We start from the raw sequence: 23,999 nt of genomic DNA, 5'->3' as shown, positions 1-23,999 counted from the left end.
CACCACAGCTGAAATGGCCCTCGGCCAAAAGGCCTTCACCACGGAACATTGATATGCCGACACTGCTTTTCCACCATCCCCGGGAGCTCGGTGATGATACGCTCGACCCCCTCGTGGATGCCCTGCACCACTGTGCTCTGGCGTCCGGGCTTTTTGAAGCGCGCGCAATCAAGGTCGCCACGCTGCCCTTGTCCCACCCCCGTCAGGCCGGTGAGAAAAAACCCTTTGCCATGCTGCAGGTACGCCTGTTTGCCGGACGAACGCAGGCGCAGCGTCTGGCGTTGTCCAATGCGCTGCTGGCTACCCTCAACGAACACCTGGCCGAGCGCATGAGCGCCACTGTGGAGATGGTGGAAACCGACCGCGACACCTTCTCGCGCTAGCGACTCACCAGGGCATCATGGCACCGTCATGACGCCCGACACAGCCTTCAAGCGTTCCCAGCTGTACCAGATCGGCTCCTTCAAGCACCTGATTCATGCTGTTGTTATGGGTCAATTCGCGCACGACCCGCACCCGCCACGGCTGTCCTTTGGCATCAAGACGCATGACCCAGGCCTGAAACCCGCTTGAAAACGCCACCAGAGAACCGATTGGCGTAAACCCATAGCGTTTGACATAGCGATTAACGCAGGCGGTATCAAACTGGCTGCCGGCATTAAAGATGTGGCGGTAGATGTCCAGCGACAGCCATGCCGGACGATCGGAGCGCAATCTGCCCATGGCATCCACCGCATCCACCACGGCGGCCATGCGGGCCAGGCGATTCAGGGAGTGCCCGCCCAGTGCACGCGGATAACCGCTGCCGTCGAGTCGCTCATTGATGCTGAGCAGCACGTCACGACGCATGTCGGAGGAGAGCCCGTCCCGCTCGATACGAAAGCGCAGCAGCTCCACGTGGGCGTGCAGATGCGACAGCATCGAATCGTCCATGCTGCCCTGGTGCAGGCGCACGTTTTCGGGCAGCAGTATCTTGCCGAAGTCATGCACCAGCGCACAGGCCATCATCTGCACGACCTGTTCCGTGGTGCGATCGCCGCTTTCCAGATCGGCCAGTCGCGCGGCCACGGACATGCCGTGGCATACCAGCGGTGTGGAATGTGACTCGACGCAGGCCAGCGCATACAAAAGCGCCTGACGATCCTCCTGCAGCAGCGACAGCAGCATACGCGCCTGCTCACACAGCACCGACGCTTCCAGACTCATGCCGGCCTGCAGATTGATCAGCTGAACGCCCAGCGCACGGGCAATATTTTTGACGTTATCAAACAGGGGCAGTGCCGCCAGCGCTTCTTCCTGAGGAGTGGCAATCGCCTCCAGCTCAAGGGCGGCACCGCCTTCATTAAAAAGCCTCGAGGGCGCCACTGACCGTTCGACCGGGGCATCCAGACGCACGGCTTCGCGCTCGATTTCGCGCACGTAAAACCATACCTTGCGTTCAAAATCGGCCAGGCTGGCATCAAACACCACCCCGACCAGCACATCCTTGCTGTCATCGCTGCAGCGCATGTGTCGCACACAGCCGGCGGCATCAAAGGCTTCTGAATTGGGGAAGACAGCCCGTAGCTGATGCAGCGGCATGCCGATCTGAAAATTGATGGCATCGTTGACCGATACCGCAATCAGACAACCGCCAATGGAAAGATCCACCAGCCGCCCTTCGACCTCGCTGCCGCCACGCTGGGCGGTCATGAGCATATTGACCTTCATGCCGCGTTCAAGCGTGGCCCGAAACAGATTGCGCTGTCGGGTCAGCTTGAGCGATACGGGCAGTGCCGAGCGAACATCGATCCAGTCACCCTGCCCGCCAATCTTGAGCGGGCGCATCATGGCGCTGGTCATCGTCATCGAGGTGTACTGAATGTCCAGATAGAAAGGAAGGCGCTGAGTCAGCAGCGACTCGAGATCCTCGAGAGCACTGGCCCTGAGCACACACTGATGCAGGTCACGGTCCAGCAGGCCCAGGGTCACGGGATATTGCACCTCAAGGCCTTCAAAACGTATCGATAATCTGGCGTCACTGCTGATCAGATCGGCGAAGGTGTCGACAATTTGATCCGGCGCGCCGATGTCCAGATGACGCGCCTTGCTTGCATTAAGATTGGAATCTGGAAACATGAGATTATCCACCGGGCAGGCTTGAGCACCTGAATGCGGAGGATATCGGCATGACGGGGTCTTTCTTGAGCACAGAGTCCAAGGCCTGCGTGTTACTGCGAGTACAGAGTGCGCTCGTCGTGGCCCAGTAGATACAGGATGGCATCCAGCCCCAGAATGGACAGCGAAATGCGCGCCTTCTCGCGCACCAGCGGCTTGGCGTGAAAGGCGATGCCCAGTCCGGCGGCCGCCAGCATTTTCAGGTCATTGGCGCCATCGCCCACCGCCACGGTCTGCTCCGGGGCGATGCCGTGACGCTCGGCAATCTCTCTTAACAGCACCGCCTTGCGCTCGGCATCCACGATCGGTAGCTGCACCTCGCCGGTAACCACGCCCGCCTCGATCACCAGTTCGTTGGCATGAACCTCATCAAAACCGAGTCGCTTTTGTAGATAGCGGGCGAAATAGGTAAAACCGCCCGACAGGATGGCCGTGCGATAGCCCAGCCGCCGGAGATTGACCATCAGGCGCTCAAGACCGTCCATCAGCTCAAGTCCCTCGGCGACCTCTTCTAGCACGGACTCGCTCAGCCCTTCGAGCATGCTCATGCGCTCGCGAAAGCTCTGCTGAAAGTCGATCTCACCGCGCATGGCCCGCTCGGTAATCGCCGCGACCGCCTCAAAGACGCCATGGCGGCGCGCCAGCTCATCGATGACTTCGGCCTTGATCAGGGTCGAATCCATGTCAAAGCAGATCAGACGGCGCTGATGGCGCCAGAGACTCTCCTCCTGCAGGGCAATATCGATACCCTGCTCGGCGCCAAACGTCAGCAGCCCCTGTCTCAGCGCGTCGACATCGACCGCCTCACCACGCAGGTGATACTCAAGACAGACGCCTTCGGCAGGCGCCGGTTCGATCAGTGACGAGGGGCCGGACAGCCGCTGCATCCGCTCGACGACAAGGCCCCACTCGCTGATCCTGCGGTCCAGCTGCGCCAGCAGCTCCACCGGCAGATGCGGGGCCATGAGCGTCATCACCAGATCAGACGCCTGACCGTGTTCATGCGGGTTCTGCTCGATCTCGTGTACCGACAGCACAAGGCCGGTCTCCTGCTCCACCGCCTGCCAGGCCGCATGAAGACGCGGCGCCATGGTCGAGACCTTCTCGTCACACAGGATCAGCGCTTCAAGTACCGCCTGGCCCAGAGTGACCCGTTGATCGATGTCCAGCAGCTGAACACCGCACTCGCTCAGCACCTGGTTCAACATGGCCAGCTGATGGGGTCTGACCTGACCGGTGGCACGTACCAGCAGCCTTTGGTTCATGTTGTTCTCTCACACACCATGGAAAAAAAGCCCAGGGCCGGGGGCTGCCCCCGGCCCTGCCAATGAAAGTCGACGGCGTCTGACAACGCTATTCGACGTCCAGGCGATCCACCTTCTGGAACCCCTGCGGGAGTTTCAGGCCGCGCTTGCCGGCGCTGCCTGCGTAGCCGGCAAGCTCTTCGCCGGCCAGCCGCTTCTTGCGCTTGCCGGCATGCACCACCAGCGCCTGGCCTGCATCCAGCACGATCCAGTCGCGCACGAACTCCTCACGGTTGGCCGCCCGCGCACCGGTAATGTCCATCATGCGCGACCCCTTGCCCTTGCTCATCGCCGGCAGCTCGCTCGCCTCGAAGACCAGCAGACGCCCTTCATTGGAGACCACGGCGACTTTTTGCGCCTCGTCCGAGACTGCCAGCGGCATCAGCACGTCGCACCCCTTTGGAATGCTCACTACTGCCTTGCCGGACTTGCTGCGACCGATCATCTCCTCAAGCGCCACGCTGAAGGCGTAACCGCCGTCGCTGCCCAGCAGATAGCGCTGCGTCGGCGCCCCGATCATGGCAGCGCGCAGCCTTGAACCCGCCGCCAGATTGACCCGGCCGGAGACCGGCTCTCCCTGGCCGCGGGCCGAAGGCAGCTGATGGGCGGCCAGCGTATAGGCGCGCCCGCTGTCCTCCAGCAGCACCAGCGGCTGATTGGTCTTGCCGTGGGCGGCAAAGGCAAAGCTGTCGCCGGCCTTGTAGGAAAGACTCTTCGGGTCGATGTCGTGGCCCTTGGCCGCCCGAATCCAGCCCTTCTCGGAGACCACCACGGTAACCGGGTCAGCCCCGAGCAGATCGACTTCGGAGAGCGCTCGCGCTTCCTGACGCTCGATGAGCGGGCTGCGGCGCTCATCGCCATAGGCTTTCGCATCGGCGCGCAGTTCGCGCTCGATCAGATTGGTCATGGCCCGCTCGCTGCCCAAAAGCTTTTCGAGCTGCTTGCGCTCGCGCTCGAGCTCATCGCGCTCGCCCTTGAGCTTCATCTCTTCAAGCTTTGCCAGATGACGCAGACGCAGCTCGAGGATGGCATCAGCCTGACGCTCGCTGAGGCCGAAATGGGCGATCAGGGCAGGCTTCGGCTCATCCTCTTCCCGGATGATGCGAATCACCTCATCGAGATCGAGATAGGCAATCAGCAGGCCTTCAAGAATGTGAAGGCGGTCCTCGACCTTGCCCAGACGATGCTCCAGACGCCGGCGCACGGTATGGCGACGAAACGCCAGCCACTCATCGAGCAGGCGGTCCAGCGACATGACCTGTGGGCGACCATCGAGCCCGATCAGGTTCATGTTGACCCGCGTGCTCTTTTCCAGATCGGTGGTGGCAAAGAGATGGTCCATCAGCGCCTGGACATCAACGCGATTGGAACGCGGCACGATCACCAGCCGCGTCGGCTCTTCATGAGTGGACTCATCGCGCAGGTCCGCCACCATGGGCAGCTTTTTGGCCTGCATCTGCGCGGCCATTTGCTCCAGCACACGCGCCCCACTGACCTGCCAGGGCAGCGCATTGATGATGATATCGCTGCCGTCCTGATAATAGCGGGCGCGCATGCGCACCGACCCGCGCCCGGTGGTATAGAGCTTTTGCAGGTCGGCGCGCGGCGTCACGATCTCGGGGGCGGTCGGAAAGTCCGGGGCCGGCAGCAGCTCGCACAGGGTGTCGATGCTGCAGTCCGGGTGGCGCAGGCGATGAACGGTGGCCTCGACCACCTCCGTCACGTTATGGGGCGGAATATCGGTGGCCATGCCGACCGCAATGCCGGACCCACCGTTGAGCAGCACATGTGGCAGGCGCGACGGCAGTACCGCCGGCTCGTTCATGGTGCCGTCGAAGTTGGGAATCCAGTCCACGGTGCCCTGACCCAGCTCGGCCAGCAGCACTTCGGAAAAGCGCGTCAGACGCGATTCGGTATAGCGCATCGCCGCGAACGACTTGGGGTCATCGGGACTGCCCCAGTTGCCCTGGCCATCCACCAGCGGGTAGCGGTAGCTGAAGGGCTGCGCCATCAGCACCATGGCTTCATAGCAGGCGCTGTCGCCGTGAGGGTGAAACTTGCCCAGCACGTCGCCGACGGTACGCGCCGACTTCTTGTACTTGGCACTGGCCGTCAGCGACAGCTCGCGCATGGCATAGACAATGCGGCGCTGTACCGGCTTCAGGCCATCGCCGATGTTGGGCAGGGCGCGATCCAGAATGACGTACATCGAATAGTCGAGGTACGCCTTTTCGGTGTAGCTTCGAAGCGCCAGACGCTCGACATCGCCTTCGCGCACGTGAATATCCATGGTCATTTCAGACGTCTACCTCAGCCATATTGCCGTAACGTTCCAGCCAGCCGCGCCGATCACCGGCACGCTTCTTGGCCAGCAGCATGTCCATCAGCTCCAGGGTGTCGTCCCCGGCCTCGCGGGTCAGCTGCACCAGTCGACGCGTGTCCGGCGCCATGGTGGTCTCGCGAAGCTGTACCGGGCTCATTTCCCCCAGCCCCTTGAAGCGCTGGACGTTGGGGGTGCCCCGACGACTGGCCAGCTTCTTGAGCACGGCGGCCTTTTCGCTCTCATCCAGGGCGTAATGCACTTCCTTGCCCAGGTCGATGCGATACAGCGGCGGCATGGCCACGAACACGTGGCCTGCGTCTACCAGTGACGGGAAATGACGCACAAACAGCGCGCACAGCAGCGTGGCGATGTGCAGGCCATCGGAGTCGGCATCGGCCAGAATGCAGATCTTGTGATAGCGCAGGCGTTCCAGATTGTCGCTGCCCGGGTCCATGCCCAGTGCCACGGCAATATCATGGATCTCCTGAGAGCCCAGCACTTCCTGGGAATCGACTTCCCAGGTGTTCATGATCTTGCCCTTGAGCGGCAGGATCGCCTGGGTTTCCCGGTTGCGCGCCTGCTTGGCGCTGCCGCCGGCCGAGTCACCCTCGACCAGAAACAGCTCGCCGACGGTCGGGTCCTGACTGGAGCAGTCCGCCAGCTTGCCGGGCAGTGCCGGCCCCTGAGTCACCTTTTTACGCGCGACCTTTTTCGAGGAGCGCTGGCGACGCTGGGCAGCGCTGATGACCAGCTCCGCCAACTGTTCGGCCTGCGCGGTATGCTCGTTGAGCCACAGCGAGAAGGCGTCCTTGACAACCGCCGAGACAAACCCTGCCACGGCACGCGAGGAGAGGCGCTCCTTGGTCTGGCCGGCAAACTGCGGCTCGAACATCTTGATCGAGAGCACGAAGGCCACCCGCTCCCACAGGTCCTCGCCCGAGAGCTTGACGTTACGCGGCAGCAGGCTGCGGTAGTCACAGAACTCGCGCAGCGCCTCCAGCAGCCCGGTACGAAAGCCGTTGACGTGAGTGCCGCCCAGGGTCGTGGGAATCAGGTTCACGTAGGACTCGACCAGCGCCTCGCCGCCTTCGGGCAGCCACTGGATGGCCCAGTCAACGCTGTGTTCGTCGTCTTCAAAGGCGCCGACAAAGGGTGACGCCGGCAGCGGCTCGAAACCATCCGTGGACTGGGCCAGATAGTCGCGCAGCCCATCCTCATAATACCAGGTGCTGACGTTGCCGTTGCTTTCGACCAGCTTGACCTCAAGCCCCGGGCAGAGCACGGCCTTGGCGCGCAGCAGGTGCGAGAGCCGCGCCACGGACACATTGGGGCTGTCAAAATAGGCGACTTCGGGCCAGAAGCGCACCGTGGTACCGGTAGCCTTTTTGGGGCAGTCACCGATGACGGCAAGCTCCTCCACCTTTTCGCCAAAGGCAAAGGCGGTGCGATAACGCTTGCCGCCCTTGCAGACTTCCACTTCCAGACGCTCGGAGAGCGCATTGACCACCGACACCCCGACGCCGTGAAGGCCGCCCGAGAAGCGATAGCTGGACTGGGAAAACTTGCCGCCCGCATGCAGGCGCGTCAGGATCAGCTCGATCCCGGAGACCCCGTGTTCAGGGTGAATATCGATGGGCATCCCGCGGCCATCATCGACCACTTCAATGGCACCATCCTCACGAAGGTGCACGCTGATTTTGCGGGCATGCCCGGCCAGCGCTTCATCAACGCTGTTGTCCACCACCTCCTGTACGAGGTGATTGGGTCGGGTGGTATCGGTATACATACCGGGGCGCTTTCTCACCGGCTCAAGACCGGAAAGCACCTCGATGGAACTGGCACTGTACTGGGTCATACGTGAAATCGCGTCAGAAATGAACGAGAAGCGCTCATCGTCAAGCGCCGAAGGGGCTCTCTGGAACAATCAGCACTGCTGAAACAGGCCGGACTCGTACGCCGGCCTGTCACATCAATGGCATAGCGCTATCGCCTCGAAGGCTACGGTACGGGATTGAAATCTTCCGGCAGCGTCAGGCCTCCGTGGGCCAGCACTGTCGGCAACAGCTCAGGATACCGACTCAGGCCGTGATCATCACCTTCATTGATGACAAACCGGCTGCCTTCCAGCATCTCCAGTGCCTGCCGGTAATCGAGGATCTCATCCTCGGTACCCAGAAGGACCAGAAACCGGTCGGTGTTGACCACCTCAGCCTGCTGCTCGCGAAGGGCATCGGCATAGCTTTCATCGATCACGAACATCTCGCCGGTTTCGACGTGTTCGATCTCGCTGCCCATGCGCTCCAGCGCGATCTTCAATGGATCAACGGCCGGATTGATGAGCACCACCCGCGCCACCTCATGGGTGCGGGCAAGTCCCATGGCGAGAAAACCGCCCATGGAACTGCCGATCACCATGGTACGCCCCTGGAGCGTACCCATCGCCTCCTGCGCCGTCTGCCAGGCAGGGCCGGGATGATGCGACAGGGCCGGGGCAATAAAGCGCGGACGCGGCCGGGCCTGCTCGCAGGCCCGACGGGTCAGCTCGGCCTTGGCCGAACCGGGGTGGCTGTTGAAACCGTGCAGATAAAGCACGTTGTCGACGGCATTGGCATGATCATTCATGACATCAGCATAACGCAGTTACTGTATAAATAAACAGCCATTTTTAAGCGCTGCCGCGCTGACCCAGCACGGTCTCGATCAGATGGCGGCTTGAGTCGTCCAGCTGATCCGCGCCCTGCCCGCTCTCCAGGATATCCGCCGTTTCATTGGCGATCTTCTTGCCAAGCTCCACGCCCCACTGATCGAACGAATCGATGTCCCAGATGGCGCCCTGGACATACACCTTGTGCTCGTAGAGCGCGATCAGGGCACCGAGTGATTCAGGCGACAGCGACTCGAACAAAATGGTGGATGACGGCTGGTTGCCGGCATAGCGCTTGTGGGCCGGCGGCGTTTCACTGCTCTTGATGGCGTCATCACCCAGCATCAGCACACGGGACTGAGCAAAGCAGTTGGCCAGCGACAGGCGATGCTGACGCTCGAGGCTTTCCCGCACCGTTGCGCTTTCCACGTGATCATAACGCTTGATGGGTGCGATGAAGTCACACGCCACCGCTCGCGTGCCCTGGTGCAGCAGCTGATAGAAGGCATGCTGGCCGTTGGGCCCGATTTCGCCCCACAGAACCGGACAGGTGTTGTAGTCGACCTTCTCACCTTCATTGGTCGATGACTTGCCGTTGGATTCCATCTCGAGCTGCTGGAGATAGCCCGGCAGATGCTTGAGACGACCGTCGTAGGGCAATACTGCCAGCGATTCGATATCGAGGAAGTTGGTGTTCCAGATGCCCAGCAGGCCAAACAGCACCGGCAGATTCTCTTCCAGCGGCGCCGAGGCAAAGTGTTGATCCATGGCATGACCACCGGCCAGCAGACGACGGAAGTTGTCCATGCCCAGACGAATGGCAATGGGCAGACCGATGGCGCTCCAGAAGGAGTAGCGACCGCCAACCCAGTCCCAGAACAGCAGCTGATGGTCGGGTGCGATGCCCCACTCGGTCATCTTCTCGGGTTTGGTAGAGACACCAATGAAGTGATGGCGCTTGAGGCGCTCGATGTCGCTGCCGGTCTGCTCGGCAAGCCAGGCCAGAGCGGTATCGGCATTGGCCGAGGTGTCGATGGTGCCAAACGACTTGGAGGAGTAGATGAACAGCGTCTCGTCGGCATCCAGCGTCGGCAGCAGCTCGGCCAGCTGGGTACCGTCGATGGTGGACGCAAAATGCACGTCCAGCGCATTGGGCGCCACAAACGCATCTTCCAGCGCCTTGACGACCATCAGCGGCCCCAGATCGGAACCGCCGACGCCCAGATTGATGACCTGTTTGATGGCATGGCCATTCGCGCCCCGCCACTGACCGGCCTGGAGCTTTTCGACCATCTGTTGCATGCGGTCGAGACTGTCATGCACATCGGCCTGAACGTCTTCCCCTTCAACGTGAAACTCGCCGCCCTGCGGCAGACGCAGCGCCGTATGCAGTGCCGGCCGATCTTCGGTCAGATTGACACGACGACCGGAAAGCAGGCGCTCAACGGCGGCTTCCACCCCGGCCTCACGGGCCAGGTCCAGCAGCAGATCCAGGGTCTCCTGACGAATGCGCTGCTTGGAGAAATCAAGCGTAAGTCCGGCGGCTTGACGGGAGAAGGCGTCAAAGCGCCCATCCTGTTCAAACAGGGTGCTCAGGTGCACATCGCGCATGGTATCGCGATGACTTTCCAGCGCTTTCCAGGCCGTGTTTTGACGAATTGACATCCTTGCTCTTCCTCCGTGATAGGTGCAGCTTTCATGCTCAAAGCGTAACATGGTCGGCCATGAAGACCGCCCCTGTTTGATGTTCATTCTGACAGACGGCGCGTCCGACACGCAGCGGGTCTCTATCAGACCACTGTCTGCATGACCGAACAACCTTCTCTCAGAGTCTGATAGATCGTGGGTACCCCGATGACCGACGTCTCCCGACGCGACGCCCTTTTTTCGACACCGCTGGATCAGGTGACCGACTTCTCCTTTGACGAACGCGTGGTCGACTGCTTCCCCGACATGATCCGCCGTTCGGTGCCAGGCTATGCCCAGATCACCAGCATGGCCGGTGTCATCGCCGCACGCCACCTGAGCCCCGGCGCCCATATTCTGGACCTGGGCTGCTCGCTGGGCGCCTCGACCCTGTCCATCTGTCAGCGCCTGAGCCCCGAGGCCTTCACCCTGCAGGCCATCGATCTCTCCCAGCCCATGGTCGACAAGGCCCGTGGCCTTCTGGCGCAGCAGGCCCCCGATCATCATGTCGAAGTGCTGCAGGGCGATATTCGTGACTGTCCGCTGCCCCGGGCCGGCATGATCATGGTCAATTTTACGTTACAGTTTCTTGACCCGAGCGAGCGTGACCAGGTCATTCAACGCCTGTATAACGCCCTTCTCCCGGGTGGCGTACTGCTGCTGTCGGAAAAGATTCTGGGCGAGCCAGGCCAGGAATCGCTTTTGATCGACCTGCACCATGACTTCAAGCGCGCCAACGGCTATTCGGATCTCGAGATCAGCCAGAAGCGCACGGCGCTTGAAGAGGTCATGATTCCGGACCGGCTTTCCACCCATCATGAGCGACTGGCCAAAACGGGCTTCACGCGTCATGACACCTGGTTTCAGTATCTCAACTTCGCCTCGATACTGGCCTTTAAATAAGCCCTTAAACAAGCCATCTCCTTTTATCTTCATCCGTCCGGACCTCTGCATGTCGATCGATGCGCGTCATCTTCCCCTTTATCACGCCTTTCTCGAACAGGGCCTGGAAAGCTGGCTGGCCCGTCTGCCCGAGCAGCTGGCTCGCGGCCTGGATCGCCAGCGCTTTGGCGATCTGCCCGCCTGGGAGCGCGCGGTCAACCGCCTGCCCGCGCTGGAAGTGAAACAGGTGCATCTGACGCAGGATACGGTGAGCGTGGAGGTGGCGATGGATGCCTCCAGCCGCCGACAGTGCGACAACCTTCTCAAGATTCTCTCTCCCTGGCGCAAGGGTCCCTACCGGATCGGTGAGATCACCATTGATACCGAATGGCGCTCGGACTGGAAGTGGCAGCGTCTGGCGCCTCACCTGAGTGATCTCAAGGGTCGGCGCGTGCTCGATGTCGGCGGCGGCAATGGCTATCACGGCTGGCGCATGGCGGGGGCCGGCGCTGACTTCGTGCTCGTGATTGACCCGTCACCGCGCTTTTACTGGCAGTTTCATGCCATTCGCCATTTCATGGGAAAAGCCGGACGCAATGTGCATTTCCTTCCGGTCGGCATCGAAGAAGTGCCCCCGCGGCTGGCTGCCTTCGATACGGTCTTCTCCATGGGGGTGCTCTATCACCGCCCTTCCCCCATCGATCATCTGCGCGAACTGTATGACACGCTGCGCCCCGGCGGTGAGCTGGTGCTTGAAACGCTGGTGGTGGAAGGCGATGAGCATCAGGTGCTGGTGCCGGGCGAGCGCTACGCGCAGATGCCCAACGTCTGGTTTCTGCCCTCTTCCAAAGCACTTGTGCACTGGCTCGGGCGGGTGGGCTTTCAGGACCCGCGGGTGGTCGATGAAGCCGATACCACGCTGGAGGAGCAGCGCGCCACCGAGTGGATGACCTTCCAGTCGCTGGCGGATTTTCTCGACCCCGAGGACCCAAGCCGCACGATCGAAGGCTATCCCGCCCCCAGGCGGGCCGTCGTGATCGCGACAAGGCCCTGACAGCGCCCAGGGCGCTTTGGTATCAAGCCTCATGCCCTGCCCCGTCGAGGGACGGACATGTTTTATCCTGCCACATTGTTGCAAATGGTTATCATTAGCGATATATACTATCCATTGATGGTCACGTCGCGAGGGCTGCCGCATGCACCAGGCCAACATCCTGTTTGAAGCGTTCGAGGAGGCCCGTCTGCGGGCTCCGCATCTGGAATGTCGCACACTGGCAGCGCTGCTGGACTGCAGTGAAGGCGAGATTCAGGCCTCACGGCTGGGGCGTGGCGTACATTCACTGGCTTTGACGCCCTGCGATCTGGTCATGATGCTGCCGCAGCTGGGCCAGGTGCAGATGGTGACCCGGACCTCGCATGCGGCACTGTCCAGCCGGCTGGAGGGCTGCCACACCGACGCCAATCAGCGCCGCGCCAGCCTCTGGGGCGACCAGGCACTGGCCATGCAGCTTCTGCTGCCCTGCTGGTACTGGGTCAGCCTGTCCCATGAACGGCCCTCGCCAACGGCTGCAGAGGTGCCCTGCCTGCAGGTGTTCGACCGCTTCGGTCACGTGCTGCACCAGCTGTACAGCCTGACGCCCGAAGCCTCCGGCTGGACCCTGCTTGAGTACTTCTCCACCCTCAAACGCCCCGGTTTTACCCGCTGTATCGATATTGCCCACGACTGTCCCGAGGCGCATCGCCCGGCACTGCTCACGTCATGGCGTGCCATGCGCGGCGCAGCGGATTTCTCGCGACTGCTGTCGCATCACCGGCTGCGACGCGTGGAGGCCAACCGCGCCGTCGCAGGGCATTTCAGCACCCCCGTGGCGCCCGAGCGCTTTATCATGGCGCTGGCCGGCGCCTGTCGGCGCACGCAGCCCACCCGCGCCAGTCTGATCCACGCCGGCGGCGGCCATCATCATCGCGCCCGTTTCAAACACTTTCATCAGGGCAGAAGCGACACGCTCCGCCTTGAAAGCGATCACCTGACCCTGTCTCTCGACAGCAGCGCCCTGCATGAGGCCTGGCAGGTTGTGCGGCCCGGCCCCGAAGGGCTTGCCACCTCACTGGAGGCGTTCGACGCCAGCGGCGAGATGATGCTCGCCCTCGACCTGGCGGAGCGCGGCTGACCCTTCCGGGCGCCCTTCCAGCGCCAGCAGATGCGCCTTGCGCGCCAGCCCGCCGGCGTAACCGGTGAGCGCACCACCGCCGGCCAGCACACGATGACAGGGCACGATCATCGAGACCGGATTGCGCCCGACCGCACTCCCTACCGCGCGAGCATGCCCACGTGAGAGGCCAAGCGCTCTCGCCAGCGCGCCATAGCTCATGACCTCACCAAAACCGATCTCCTCAAGGCGCTGCCAGACGCGCTGCTGGAAAGGGCTGCCCGTCAGTGACAGCGCCAGCTCGAAACGCTGACGCTCACCGGCAAGGTACGCCTCGATCTGCTCGCAGGCCTGACGAATGACGTCTGAGCGGCTCTGCTCGACCGGTATAAATGGCCCCTTGATCGAGGGTGGAAAATGCCTCTGGTCGTGGAAAAACGCACCGGTCAGATGATCCGACTCGGCGCGCAGGACGATATCTCCCAGCACAGAGGACATAACGGCATATTCCATCATGACGACTCCTCACTCGATGACGCAGAGGCGCCTGATCGTGTCAGGGCACCCTGTGAAGTAATGGCAGGGCATGAAGTGGGCGCACCGGAGGCCTGCTGCCAGAGCCGAATGGCGGCATAGGCACGCCAGGGCGACCAGCGGCTCGCCCGCTGCACCACCTCGCGGGCGTTGTCACAACCCAGCACCCGCTTGAGCACCAGATCACCGGCTGGAAAAGCGTCCGGCCAGGCCAGCGCCCGCATGGCGATATACTGCGCGGTCCAGTCACCGATGCCGCGAATGTCGCAAAGCCTTGTTATCGTCTCTGCCGCAGGCGCTCCCGGACACAACCTCAGTGCCCCGCAGTCCACAGCGCCTGCCACGGCGATGATCGCCTCGGCCCGAATGCGCAACAGCCCCAGCGAGATCAGGGCCTCAGGCGGCTGTTCGGCCATGACCGCAGGCGTCGGGAAGCTATAACGCCCGGGATGGCCGGCGAGCGGCTCACCAAATCGGGCCACCAGCTCGGCCAGCACCCGACGCGCCCGGATGGTCGTGATCTGCTGGCCGACAATGGCGCGCACCGCCATTTCAAAACCGGTGACGGCGCCGGGCACTCGAAGGCCAGTGCTCTCCAGCCCCTCGAGATGCGACTCGATCAGCGCCATGGGCGCGTCCAGATCGAACACATCACGCACGGTTTTCAGCACATCGCCCATGACCGGCACCAGTGATACCGGCAGGGTCAGCGCCAGCTGCTCAGGGCCGACGTGCTCAACGCTGATCCAGCCGGCATGTGTCGTGCGCTCACCGCCGTAATCCTTTTCGATCAGTAGACTGCGCTGCCAGCACCCTGTCTCGACCTGCTCAAGTCCCTCGACCTGTCGGATCGACAGAAAGTCGAGCATGGCCGCCCAGTCCAGTGGCGGCTGATAGGCCATCGACAGCGTGATCGATGCGCCGGAAGCCCCGGCGCGCCCTCCACGACGAAGACGACCGGGCGACATGCGATAGTGTGTCTGGAAAAGCGCATTCAGCCGACGCTGACTGCCAAACCCCGCGGCATGGGCAATCTCGCTGACCGGCAGTGCGGTATCGGTCAGCAGCCGTTTGGCCAGCAACAGGCGCCGGGTTCTGGCCACATCGAACATGGTCACACCGAACGTGGCCCTGAACAGACGCCGCAGATGACGCTCGCTGACCCCGATCCGGCGCGCCAGCGCATCACTGCTGTCGTGATCCAGAAAGCCGTTGTCGATCATGACCATGGCGGCACGGGCCAGCTGATCACGGGCATCCATCATCGCAAGCCCTGGCGCCAGTTCCGGGCGGCAGCGCAGGCATGGGCGAAACCCGGCCTGCTCGGCGGCGGCCGGGTGGGTAAAAAAACGGCAGTGATCAGGTTTCGGGCAGCGCACACGACAGATCGGCCGGCAGTAGATGCCGGTCGACGTCACACCGACGACAAACTGGCCGTCAAAGCGGCGGTCGCGGGAGGCCAGAGCCTGATAGCAGACATCGGGAGCAAGGTTCATGCCCCCAATATATCGCGTCTGATGCTCAGGCATTGGCCGTTTACGGACATGTGATTGGCGACGTGCGGCGGTGCTCAGAAGTCGTAGCGCAGTCTGGCCAGTACCGAGTCGGGCTCACTGTCCGAGGTGTTGGCAAAGATGCGCTCAAGATCCAGGCGGAAGCCGTGGTTGAACTGGGTGGTCACCCCCAGCACCTGATGGTTGCTCTGGGCATCAGCACTGCCCAGCCGCTTCAGGCGATCGCCGGCCACAAAGGGCTTGATGCTCTGCACCCAGTCGTTGTCGAGCTGGAAACTGTAGCGCGCGATGTACTCTACCCCGTAGGCGTCGCTGGCAAGGTAGTCATTGAGCCCGTCGGCGCCAGGGTCGGGCACGAAATCGTCGTAATAACCCGCACCTACGGCGAGATACCAGTCACCGCCCGTCCAGGTCAGGGAACTGCCGGTGAGCTGCTGACGAAAGGACTGCTGATCGCCGCTGCCCTTGATCTCGGCGGAGGTATTGGCATAGGCCGCCCCCAGCGTCAGATCATCGGTCAAATGCCATCTGAAGCCGATGGAGCCCCCATTGCGACGGCGATAATCAAGCGGTCCGTCCAGATGCAGGTCATCATCGGGAAACAGCCAGCCCGCAAAGACCGTGAAGTCTTCAGTGCCGTTGGAATAGCGCAGGCTCTTGCGCGCGCGATAGGAGCCATCGTAGCTGCCATCGATGCCCACACCCGGCGCCTGAGCGAACTGATTGTAATCCCAGACATCCGTGCTGACCCCGACGGTGTCGTAGTAGACGCTGTTCTGCTTGCCGGCCGTCAAACGACCGTAGCGGTCGCTTTCAAACCCGAAATAGACCTGTCGGCGGGTCGTCGCACTATCGTCACTGTCCCGATCATAGTGGTCATTCCAGCCCATGGCGCGGCCCGTGTTCACGCCCAGCTCGCCATAGCTCAAAAGCGTTAGATCATCACTGACGTGATAGTTGACGTGCAGCCGAAAGCGCGTGCCGCCGTCATAGCCGCGATGCTTGTAGCTGCCGTCATCCGCCCGCCCATCTCATTGAAATACTGCGCCCGGATGCTGCCGCCGACCTTGACCTCGACACGATCAAGTCGGGTGCGCGGCTGCTCGGCGGGTGACAACAGCGCGACTTCAGCCCGGGCAGCGCCCGCCTGCACCAGTACCAGACCGCCCGTCAGGCCCAGCAGTATCCCCCGCCCTTTCCCGATATTCATGGCAAGTCTCGATCATCACGATAAAAAACGCCGAGCAGGACAGGGCGCACGCTGTCTGACGGCTTGAGAAGCGGTGGCAGTATAATGAGACAACGCAACGATTTGAAACCAGGCCAGACAACGGATTGACCACCAGTGACCTTGCTATGGCGGAAAGGCACCTGCAAAAACGCCCGGCACAGGGCCGGGCGTGGATAGGTCGACATCTACAGCTACAGCGTCAGCGCTTAAAGATGTCGCGCACGTCCTTCGCTTCCCAGTGCGGGAAGTGACGACGGATCAGGTCGTTGAGCTCGACCTCAAAGGCCTGCCAGTCGACGGCGCCACTGCCTTCGGCGTTATCAGCCGCCTTGCGAATCATGCCGGCGCCGACCGTCAGATTGGTCAGGCGGTCGATGACGATAAAGCTGCCGGTTCCGGGGCTGGTGTCGTAGGCGTCTACCGGCACGGGCTGGGTCAGCGTGACCTGACAGCGGCCGATTTCGTTGAGCGCCAGACGCTCGGCATCGTGATGCTCCAGCGTGTTGACGTCGATACTGTACTCGATGGCGCTGATCTGGCCGCTGACATCCCGCGTGGCCAGCTTGAAGTCATAACCGCGACCGGACGTCAGCTCGCGCTCGTTCATCCAGACGATGTCGGCGACAAAGGCGTTGGACATCGGCAGTTCGGTGTCGGCAGCCACCAGCCAGTCACCGCGCGAGATATCGACCTCATCGGCGAGTGTGACGGTAATGGCCTGACCGGGCCAGGCTTCCGCGAGATCGCCATCAAAGGTCACGAGCCGCTCGACCGTGGACACCTTGCCGGAAGGCAGCACCTTGACCTGTTGGCCCGGGCGCAGAACACCCGCCTGCAACGTGCCGGCATAGCCGCGGAAATCCAGGTTGGGCCGATTGACGTACTGCACCGGAAAGCGCAGATCCGTCAGGTTCTGGTCGCGTGAAATCTCGACGTTTTCCAACTGCTCCAGCAGCGGCACGCCGTCATGCCAGGGCATGTTGGCGCTCTTGTTGACGACGTTGTCGCCTTCCAGCGCCGACATGGGCACAAAACTGATATCGCGTGCCTTGAGGTTCTCGGCAAAGCCCAGGTAGTCGCGCTTGATCTCTTCAAAACGATCCTGCGAGTAATCGACCAGGTCCATCTTGTTGACCGCGATCACCAGATGCTGAATGCCCAAAAGATCGGCGATGAAGCTGTGGCGACGCGTCTGCACCTGCACGCCGTAGCGCGCATCGATCAGGATGACCGCCAGGCTTGCCGTCGAGGCGCCGGTGGCCATGTTGCGGGTGTACTGCTCATGCCCGGGCGTGTCGGCGATGATGAACTTGCGCTTGTCGGTCGAGAAAAAGCGATAGGCCACATCGATGGTGATGCCCTGCTCGCGTTCGGACTGAAGCCCGTCGACCAGCAGCGCCAGATCCACGCGCTCGCCGGTGGTGCCGCGGGTCTTTGAATCCCGCGTCAGGGCCGCCAGCTGATCTTCATAGATCATTTTCGAGTCGTGCAGCAGTCGCCCGATCAGGGTCGACTTGCCGTCATCGACGCTCCCGCAGGTGATGAAGCGCAGCAGATCCTTGGCTTCATGCTCCTTGAGATACGCCTCGATGTTTTCGGCTATCAGGGATGATTGGTGTGCCATATGCGCCTCAGAAGTAACCTTCGCGTTTCTTGCGTTCCATGGAACCGGCCTGATCGTGATCAATGGCGCGCCCGGAACGTTCACTGGTACGGGTCAGGAGCATTTCCTGAATGATGTCGGGGAGCGTTGCCGCCTCGGACTCTACGGCGCCGGTCAGCGGATAGCAGCCCAGCGTCCTGAAACGCACGGACTTCATCTCGGGCACCTCGCCCTCGTTCAGCGGCATGCGCTCGTCATCGACCATGATCAGCGTGCCGTCACGCTCGACCACCGGACGCGGGGCTGCGTAATACAGCGGCACGATCGGAATCGATTCGAGATAGATGTACTGCCAGATATCCAGCTCGGTCCAGTTGGACAGCGGGAAGACGCGAATCGACTCACCCTTGTTGATGTGGCCGTTGTACAGGCTCCACAGCTCCGGGCGCTGATTTTTCGGGTCCCAGCGGTGGTACTGATCGCGAAACGAGTAGACACGCTCCTTGGCACGCGAGGCCTCTTCATCACGACGAGCCCCGCCAAAGGCGGCATCGAAGCCATACTTGTCCAGCGCCTGCTTGAGCGACTGGGTCTTCATGATGTCGGTGTACTTGGAGCTGCCGTGATCGAACGGATTGATGCCCGCCTCACGTCCTTCCTCGTTGATGTGCTCGATCAGCTCCATACCGGTTTCGGCCGCCATGCGATCACGAAACTCGATCATTTCCTTGAACTTCCACGTCGTATTGACGTGCATCAGCGGAAACGGCGGTGTACCGGGGTAGAACGCCTTGCGGGCCAGATGCAGCATGACCGAGGAGTCCTTGCCGATCGAATAGAGCATGACGGGGTTGCGAAACTCGGCCGCTACCTCGCGAATAATATGAATCGACTCGGCTTCGAGCTGTTTCAGATGTGTTTGCCGCTCGGGAGAAAGCATGCGTATCACAACCTCTCATGACCAAACGCCATCGCCGGATGACAATGACGCTGTAAACGGGGGTTCTCGCGATAAAAACGTCACGAGCAAATAAAGATGCGCTCACGTTAGCGAGCCGCCTTCATAACGTCAAAGAATCAACGTTTCTTCCTTTAGACGTTTAAGCTATAAAAGCTGTCGAAAATGCTTCCTGCCACCCTGATTATCAAACCGGAACGTATTCAACCCGCGTCGATAAACGAGGCCGCCCGGCGTCATCGACTTCCAGATGTATCAGACGAAAGCCGCCCGGGGCGTGGCTATCGACGGCAAAATCGGGGCTATCGGGCACAAACTGCGCGGCCATGGCCGGCACCGACATGACCGGCACGCCATGATGCAGGCAGGTCATCTCATGGTGAATGTGGCCACACAGCACGGCCTGCAGATGATCAAATCGGCCAGGTCCGGCCCAGAAGGCCTCGCGATCTTCCAGGCCAATCTCGTTCATCCAGGCGGCTTCCACGCTCACCGGTGGATGATGCAGCACCATCAGCGCCGGTGACGCGTCACCGGTCAGCTGCGCCTCGAGACGCGCCAGCTGTTCATCACCCAGCCGTCCGCCCTCTTCGCCGTCGATCCAGCTGTTGAGCAAAAGAATCTGCCAGCCCGCCAGATGAATGACGGCCTCCAGCGCGCGCACTTCGGCCATGGTCGCCGGATGATCATGATTGCCGGGTAACCACACCCAGCGACAGCCCAGTGCATCGAGATGCCCGGCAGCGCGCTGATAGGAGGCCAATGAACCGTCATCACTGACATCACCGCTGACCACGATCAGATCCGGCTGATGACGGGCCACCACGGCCAGCATCGACGTCAGCCGCGCCTCCACATCAACGTCTCGATATACCCCGGCGGGGTCTGCCTTTAAATGGCTGTCCGACAGCTGAATGATCAGCATGGCCTTCTCCTGACAGGGGTATTCCCGGCGACGTTATCAGCGCAACACGATGGCGCAGCAGGGCGAGGATTTACACGAGGTTGCCTCAGCAGGCGCTGTGGAACTCAGGGCGTTTCAAAAATGCGGGTATCGTGGCCGTGGGCCAGACCATGCTCCAGCCATTCGCCCAGAAAGCGGTTGAGCTGCAGCTTCTCATCGGGCTGATGCATATGGGCGTTGGGGTAGCGGTAGCGCCCCTCGAAGTGACGCTTGCGCTGAAAATCGGTCACCTCGGCCATCTGCACGTCGTGATACAGATGCACCATCATGCGCGGCGCATCGATCATGTCATCCAGTACGCCGCTTTGAAAAACGCGCACAACCGTGGTGTAGGGCGCACGCTCGACAACCTCGAGATGCAGGGTGCCAAAACGCGCGGTATGGCTTGCCAGCGGCAGCTCTACCCGCTCGCCGGCGGCGGTATCGCCCAGCAGCCGATCAAGACGCACGAAATTGGCCGTACACTCGGCCTGTAGCGTCCTGAGATCGGTAACGTAAGCGGTTCGTCTACTCAAATGATTAACTCCTTGCTCTGAGGGCCGGGCGCTCACGAGCCAGCCAGTACAGCGCAATCAGTAACATGGCATTGTTGATGGTACCGTTTTCCAGCATTCCCCAGGCGTCACGGAAGGGTAGCACACGCACCATGATGTCCTCGTGCTCCTCTTCAAGCCCGTGCACGCCACCCACATTGCTCGAATCCACCAGTGCGCAGAACAGCGTGATGTACTCGTCACAGGCGCCGGGACTGGGAAAATAGCGGTGAATCTCCATCAGCTGTTCGGTCTGGCATCCGGTTTCTTCGTGTACCTCGCGGCGGGCCACCTCCTCCGGTGACTCGCTCGAGTCGATCAGGCCGGCGGCCGGCTCCAGCAGCCAGGGGCTGAATGCGCGCCCCATGGCGCCGGCGCGAAACTGTTCGACCAGCACGACGGCGTCCCGTTCCACGTCATACAACAGCACGCCCACGGCGTCATGATGACGAAACACCTCGCGCGAGACAGTCTCGCTCCAGCCGCCCTGATACTGGCGATAGCGCACATCGACCCGATCAAGGTTGAAAAACCCGCGATGCAGCGGCGTGTCTTCGATGTGCTCGACGTCAGCGCCATCAAAGCGCGGCAGGGGCGCCCTCTCCTGAGAAGTCATCGGCTTATCCTTGCAATACATGAACCCTGCCGCCGGACAAAAATGGCAGACAGCTTCGGGTGACGGGAAGACGGAATGCGCCGGGCCATAAAGGCAGTGTTGGCATGTTTATGGGCGCTGCGCCAGAAACTTTCAAGCGCACACCGACGGCCGGCCTTGGCAGCACAATACGAGACGATTATGGTAATTGCCCCACTGTCATACGGCCATCGCCTGCATGAAAGGACGCAACATGACTCGCTGGCGCGATCCCGCCAAGGATCCACGTCAGGAGAAAAAGACCGACCTGATCACCCCGGAAGGCTATGCCTCGATGCAGAGCCTGCTGGATCACCTGGTGCGCGTGCGTCGACCGGAGCAGTCCCGCAAGACCGGCGAAGCCGCCGCCCAGGGCGATCGCAGTGAAAACGCCGACTATACCTACAACAAGAAGGCGCTGAACGGCACCATCGCTCGTATCGCCTATCTACAAAAGCGGCTGGACGCCCTGACCGTGGTCGACCGCCTGCCGGACGACCGCGACCGGGTCTTTTTCAGCGCCTGGGTGACGCTGGAAGATGATGACGGCAAAGAGATGCGCATCCGCATTGTTGGTCCCGACGAGACCGACAACAAAAAACACTGGATCAGCGTGGACGCCCCGCTGGCGCGTGCCCTGCTGGGCAAACCGCTGGACGCCGAAGTCACCGTCGACGCCCCGGGTGGGGAAACCACCTATATCATTACCGACATCGCCTACGCCGAGCGCTGATGCTGATCCAGAACACCCGGCGCCCGGAGCACGACCTTTAACGCCGGCTACAGCGATAAACCCGGAAGCGGCTGCTCTCATTCAGCACATCGACCCGGCCGAAGTGCTTTTTCATCAGGGACATGTAGGGCAAAAAGCTGTTGGCCACGATATACAGCGCCCCCCTGGGCGTGAGCTTCTTGCTGGCCTGCTCGATCAGCTTGCGGGCCGGGTCGATCGAGACGTGGCGCTCCTGATGAAAGGCCGGGTTGCTGATGATGGCCTCAAAGGGCCCTTCGACGGCTTCCAGCATATTGCTGGGCAGCACCTCGCCCTTTAAATCATTGGCGTCAAGCGTGCGCCGGGTTGCTTCCAGCGCCAGATGGTTGATGTCCACGGCCGTCACGTCAGCGCCCTGCCGCGCCAGCCAGGCACTGATGACACCATCACCGCAGCCGGCATCCAGCACGCGCCCTTCCTGAGCCGGCAGAACCTCCAGCAGCATGCGGGTGCCGTCATCCAGACGGCCGTGCCCGAAGATGCCCGGATGGCTGACCAGGGTGAGATCCAGCGCTTCGAACGTGGACCAGTGATCACCCGCCTCCCCGGGAATGGTGGCGGCCTCATACAGCGAGCAGCGCCGCGCATTATCGAGACGCTGATGCGACATGCCGCGCGCCTTCAGCTCGCCCGGCACTCGCTTGCCGCCGCCATGATGCTCCCCGACGATGCGCAGCGTACTGCCCACATCGCAGTGGGCATTGAGCTGATCCAGCCACCAGCGACCCAAATCCATCGTCTTGGGCCAGAACAGCAGCGCCGCCGTCATCCCCTCCGGCGGTGTCAGCCCTTCGACCACCTCATGACCATGCTTGCGCCAGACCTCAGCAATCAGATGATCCAGACTCCAGATCCGATGTTTCGCGCCGTTTAAAAGCCCTTCATCCAGCGGCGGGGCGATCAGCCACTCACCTTCCCTGATAGCGGGTGACTGTCGGTCCAGTAACTGCCCCATGGGCGTGGAAAAACTCATGAATCCCCTGCTCTACTCAAATAATGGCTGGCCTGTCCCGTGACACGGCCGTAAAGATAACGGTATATCCCCGAGCAAGCCCGGAAACACTCCTGCGATGAGGTGAAGAATATCAGCTCGGACGATAAACGCTGTAATGAAGATAGCGGCCCAGCCGCCAGTAGGGTTCCTGCCGGCAATAGCGATGCTCGAGCTCAAAAAGCCTTTCCAGCGTGGCCTCATCCGGGTCACGCTCGCGCAGATAATCATGGAACACGCGGATGCCGGTCACGGCCCGAACCTCCAGCCCGGCTTCATTCAGCCAGCGCACCACCTCGTCATGGCGTAGCGGGGAAATCGGCGTCAGGCGCTTGCGCTTGCCAAAGCCGGCCAGCTGATCATCGAGCACCTTTTGCAGGTTGCCCTTCACCACATTGGAAAAGCGCAGCGCATCCTCATTGAACACCATCAGTGACAGCCACCCGCCTGGTGCCAGCTTCTCGGCCAGCCGATGAACCGCCGCTTCGGGATCGATCAACCACTCGAGCACCGCGTGACAGAACATCAGCGACCACGGGCCGGGCGCCACATCACACAGCCCTTGCAGATCGCGCTGATAAAAGCGGACATCATGACCTGCCAGACGCGCGCGCGCGGCGGCGAGCATCTCCTCGGCCGGCTCCAGCAGTGTGACCGGATGGCCCTTTTCTGCCGCCCAGTGCGCCATCTGCCCCAGCCCGGCGCCGACATCGACCAGCGGCTGTCCGGTCAGCGGGATGGAGGCCTCAATGGCGCGGGTCAACAGCGCCAGGCGCAGCCGGCCGCGAGAGTGATTGTATAAGGCGTGTTCGAACTTCTCGGCCATGCCGTTGAAGTGGCGATCCGTGGTAATGCGTTCTTTCATGCGGGCTCGATTGGCGGCGTTGATGCGTCAGGGTTTCACTATACGCTTGAAATCCCTATAATGGCGCCCGCTTCGCCCCCATAGCTCAGCTGGATAGAGCGTCCCCCTCCTAAGGGGAAGGTCGCACGTTCGAATCGTGCTGGGGGCGCCACCGCACCTTCCCAAGCAGTCCTCCCCAAGCCTTCAAAACCGCCCCAAAGCCTTGATTTAAGCGGCTTCACGCTCTCAGACAGTCCTAGGCGTTCTTCCCGAAT

At 61.7% G+C, this 23,999-nt stretch carries 22 protein-coding genes and 1 tRNA gene; 6 read left to right on the top strand and 17 right to left on the bottom strand.

Features of this window, described 5'->3' with window-relative positions; genetic code table 11:
- Window positions 1-53: 53 nt before the first annotated feature.
- Window positions 54-383, top strand: a complete 330-nt coding sequence (locus Q0931_RS02670; protein ID WP_299256993.1) for a hypothetical protein — start codon at window positions 54-56, stop codon at window positions 381-383.
- A gap of 4 nt (window positions 384-387) precedes the next feature.
- On the opposite strand, the gene Q0931_RS02665 is transcribed toward Q0931_RS02670, so the two are convergent.
- The 6 genes from Q0931_RS02665 to pgi form a co-directional block, all read right to left on the bottom strand.
- Entirely contained in the window at window positions 388-2,118 is a 1,731-nt protein-coding gene (locus Q0931_RS02665; protein WP_299256991.1) for an HD domain-containing phosphohydrolase, read from the bottom strand.
- 92 nt (window positions 2,119-2,210) lie between these two features.
- Entirely contained in the window at window positions 2,211-3,422 is a 1,212-nt protein-coding gene (gene serB, locus Q0931_RS02660) for a phosphoserine phosphatase SerB (RefSeq protein ID WP_299256989.1), read from the bottom strand.
- 88 nt (window positions 3,423-3,510) lie between these two features.
- Window positions 3,511-5,757 (bottom strand): DNA topoisomerase IV subunit A, encoded by a 2,247-nt coding sequence (parC, locus tag Q0931_RS02655; RefSeq protein WP_299256987.1) that lies wholly within the window; start codon window positions 5,755-5,757, stop codon window positions 3,511-3,513.
- 1 nt (window position 5,758) lies between these two features.
- Window positions 5,759-7,639, bottom strand: coding sequence for a DNA topoisomerase IV subunit B (parE, locus tag Q0931_RS02650; protein WP_299256985.1), 1,881 nt, complete (start codon window positions 7,637-7,639; stop codon window positions 5,759-5,761).
- 143 nt (window positions 7,640-7,782) lie between these two features.
- Window positions 7,783-8,406, bottom strand: coding sequence for a YqiA/YcfP family alpha/beta fold hydrolase (locus tag Q0931_RS02645; RefSeq protein WP_299256983.1), 624 nt, complete (start codon window positions 8,404-8,406; stop codon window positions 7,783-7,785).
- Window positions 8,407-8,449: 43 nt separating this feature from the next.
- Complete coding sequence (pgi, locus tag Q0931_RS02640) at window positions 8,450-10,093, bottom strand: glucose-6-phosphate isomerase (RefSeq protein ID WP_299256980.1); 1,644 nt, start codon at window positions 10,091-10,093, stop codon at window positions 8,450-8,452.
- Between the two features lie 189 nt (window positions 10,094-10,282).
- On the opposite strand from pgi, the gene cmoA reads away from it, so the two are divergent.
- The 3 genes from cmoA (at window position 10,283) to Q0931_RS02625 (ending at window position 13,167) form a co-directional block, all read left to right on the top strand.
- A complete protein-coding gene (cmoA, locus tag Q0931_RS02635) occupies window positions 10,283-11,017 on the top strand; it encodes a carboxy-S-adenosyl-L-methionine synthase CmoA (RefSeq protein ID WP_299256978.1) in 735 nt (244 codons plus the stop codon).
- A 49-nt stretch (window positions 11,018-11,066) separates the two neighbouring features.
- Window positions 11,067-12,050 (top strand): tRNA 5-methoxyuridine(34)/uridine 5-oxyacetic acid(34) synthase CmoB, encoded by a 984-nt coding sequence (gene cmoB / locus Q0931_RS02630; protein ID WP_299256976.1) that lies wholly within the window; start codon window positions 11,067-11,069, stop codon window positions 12,048-12,050.
- 142 nt (window positions 12,051-12,192) lie between these two features.
- Window positions 12,193-13,167 carry a ChuX/HutX family heme-like substrate-binding protein gene (locus tag Q0931_RS02625; protein ID WP_299256974.1) on the top strand — a complete coding sequence of 325 codons (975 nt, stop codon included), beginning with the start codon at window positions 12,193-12,195 and terminating at the stop codon, window positions 13,165-13,167.
- On the opposite strand, the gene Q0931_RS02620 is transcribed toward Q0931_RS02625, so the two are convergent.
- From Q0931_RS02620 to Q0931_RS02580, 9 genes are all read right to left on the bottom strand, one after another.
- Complete coding sequence (locus tag Q0931_RS02620) at window positions 13,102-13,662, bottom strand: methylated-DNA--[protein]-cysteine S-methyltransferase (protein WP_299256972.1); 561 nt, start codon at window positions 13,660-13,662, stop codon at window positions 13,102-13,104. The two genes, Q0931_RS02625 and Q0931_RS02620, sit on opposite strands and share 66 nt — an antisense overlap.
- Window positions 13,659-15,176 carry an Ada metal-binding domain-containing protein gene (locus Q0931_RS02615; RefSeq protein WP_299256970.1) on the bottom strand — a complete coding sequence of 506 codons (1,518 nt, stop codon included), beginning with the start codon at window positions 15,174-15,176 and terminating at the stop codon, window positions 13,659-13,661. The genes Q0931_RS02620 and Q0931_RS02615 overlap by 4 nt, the downstream gene beginning before the upstream one ends.
- Window positions 15,177-15,250: 74 nt before the next feature.
- A complete protein-coding gene (locus Q0931_RS02610) occupies window positions 15,251-16,102 on the bottom strand; it encodes a porin (protein ID WP_299256968.1) in 852 nt (283 codons plus the stop codon).
- A 26-nt stretch (window positions 16,103-16,128) separates the two neighbouring features.
- Window positions 16,129-16,404: a hypothetical protein gene (locus Q0931_RS02605; protein WP_299256966.1), complete on the bottom strand. Its 276-nt coding sequence runs from the start codon at window positions 16,402-16,404 to the stop codon at window positions 16,129-16,131.
- A gap of 220 nt (window positions 16,405-16,624) precedes the next feature.
- Window positions 16,625-18,049, bottom strand: coding sequence for a sulfate adenylyltransferase subunit CysN (gene cysN, locus Q0931_RS02600; RefSeq protein ID WP_299256964.1), 1,425 nt, complete (start codon window positions 18,047-18,049; stop codon window positions 16,625-16,627).
- Between the two features lie 7 nt (window positions 18,050-18,056).
- A complete protein-coding gene (gene cysD / locus Q0931_RS02595; protein WP_299257252.1) occupies window positions 18,057-18,968 on the bottom strand; it encodes a sulfate adenylyltransferase subunit CysD in 912 nt (303 codons plus the stop codon).
- Between the two features lie 205 nt (window positions 18,969-19,173).
- Window positions 19,174-19,911 carry a metallophosphoesterase gene (locus Q0931_RS02590; protein WP_299256962.1) on the bottom strand — a complete coding sequence of 246 codons (738 nt, stop codon included), beginning with the start codon at window positions 19,909-19,911 and terminating at the stop codon, window positions 19,174-19,176.
- Between the two features lie 104 nt (window positions 19,912-20,015).
- Window positions 20,016-20,465 (bottom strand): DUF1249 domain-containing protein, encoded by a 450-nt coding sequence (locus Q0931_RS02585; RefSeq protein WP_299256960.1) that lies wholly within the window; start codon window positions 20,463-20,465, stop codon window positions 20,016-20,018.
- Between the two features lie 4 nt (window positions 20,466-20,469).
- Entirely contained in the window at window positions 20,470-21,099 is a 630-nt protein-coding gene (locus tag Q0931_RS02580; protein WP_299256957.1) for an NUDIX domain-containing protein, read from the bottom strand.
- Between the two features lie 217 nt (window positions 21,100-21,316).
- Between Q0931_RS02580 and greB the strand changes: the two genes are divergently transcribed.
- Entirely contained in the window at window positions 21,317-21,850 is a 534-nt protein-coding gene (gene greB, locus Q0931_RS02575) for a transcription elongation factor GreB (protein ID WP_299256955.1), read from the top strand.
- 37 nt (window positions 21,851-21,887) lie between these two features.
- On the opposite strand, the gene Q0931_RS02570 is transcribed toward greB, so the two are convergent.
- Both Q0931_RS02570 and Q0931_RS02565 read right to left on the bottom strand, forming a co-directional pair.
- The gene (locus Q0931_RS02570; protein ID WP_299256953.1) at window positions 21,888-22,862 is read right to left on the bottom strand and encodes a class I SAM-dependent methyltransferase; all 975 of its coding nucleotides are present in this window, start codon (window positions 22,860-22,862) and stop codon (window positions 21,888-21,890) included.
- A gap of 112 nt (window positions 22,863-22,974) precedes the next feature.
- A complete protein-coding gene (locus Q0931_RS02565; protein ID WP_299256951.1) occupies window positions 22,975-23,745 on the bottom strand; it encodes a methyltransferase domain-containing protein in 771 nt (256 codons plus the stop codon).
- Between the two features lie 74 nt (window positions 23,746-23,819).
- On the opposite strand from Q0931_RS02565, the gene Q0931_RS02560 reads away from it, so the two are divergent.
- A tRNA-Arg gene (locus Q0931_RS02560) sits at window positions 23,820-23,896 on the top strand.
- Window positions 23,897-23,999: the final 103 nt, after the last annotated feature.

The sequence above is a fragment of the uncultured Kushneria sp. genome, from assembly GCF_947497025.1.
GTDB lineage: Bacteria > Pseudomonadota > Gammaproteobacteria > Pseudomonadales > Halomonadaceae > Kushneria.
Note: the sequence above shows the minus strand (reverse complement) of the source record. Positions and strands in the feature narration are given on the sequence as shown.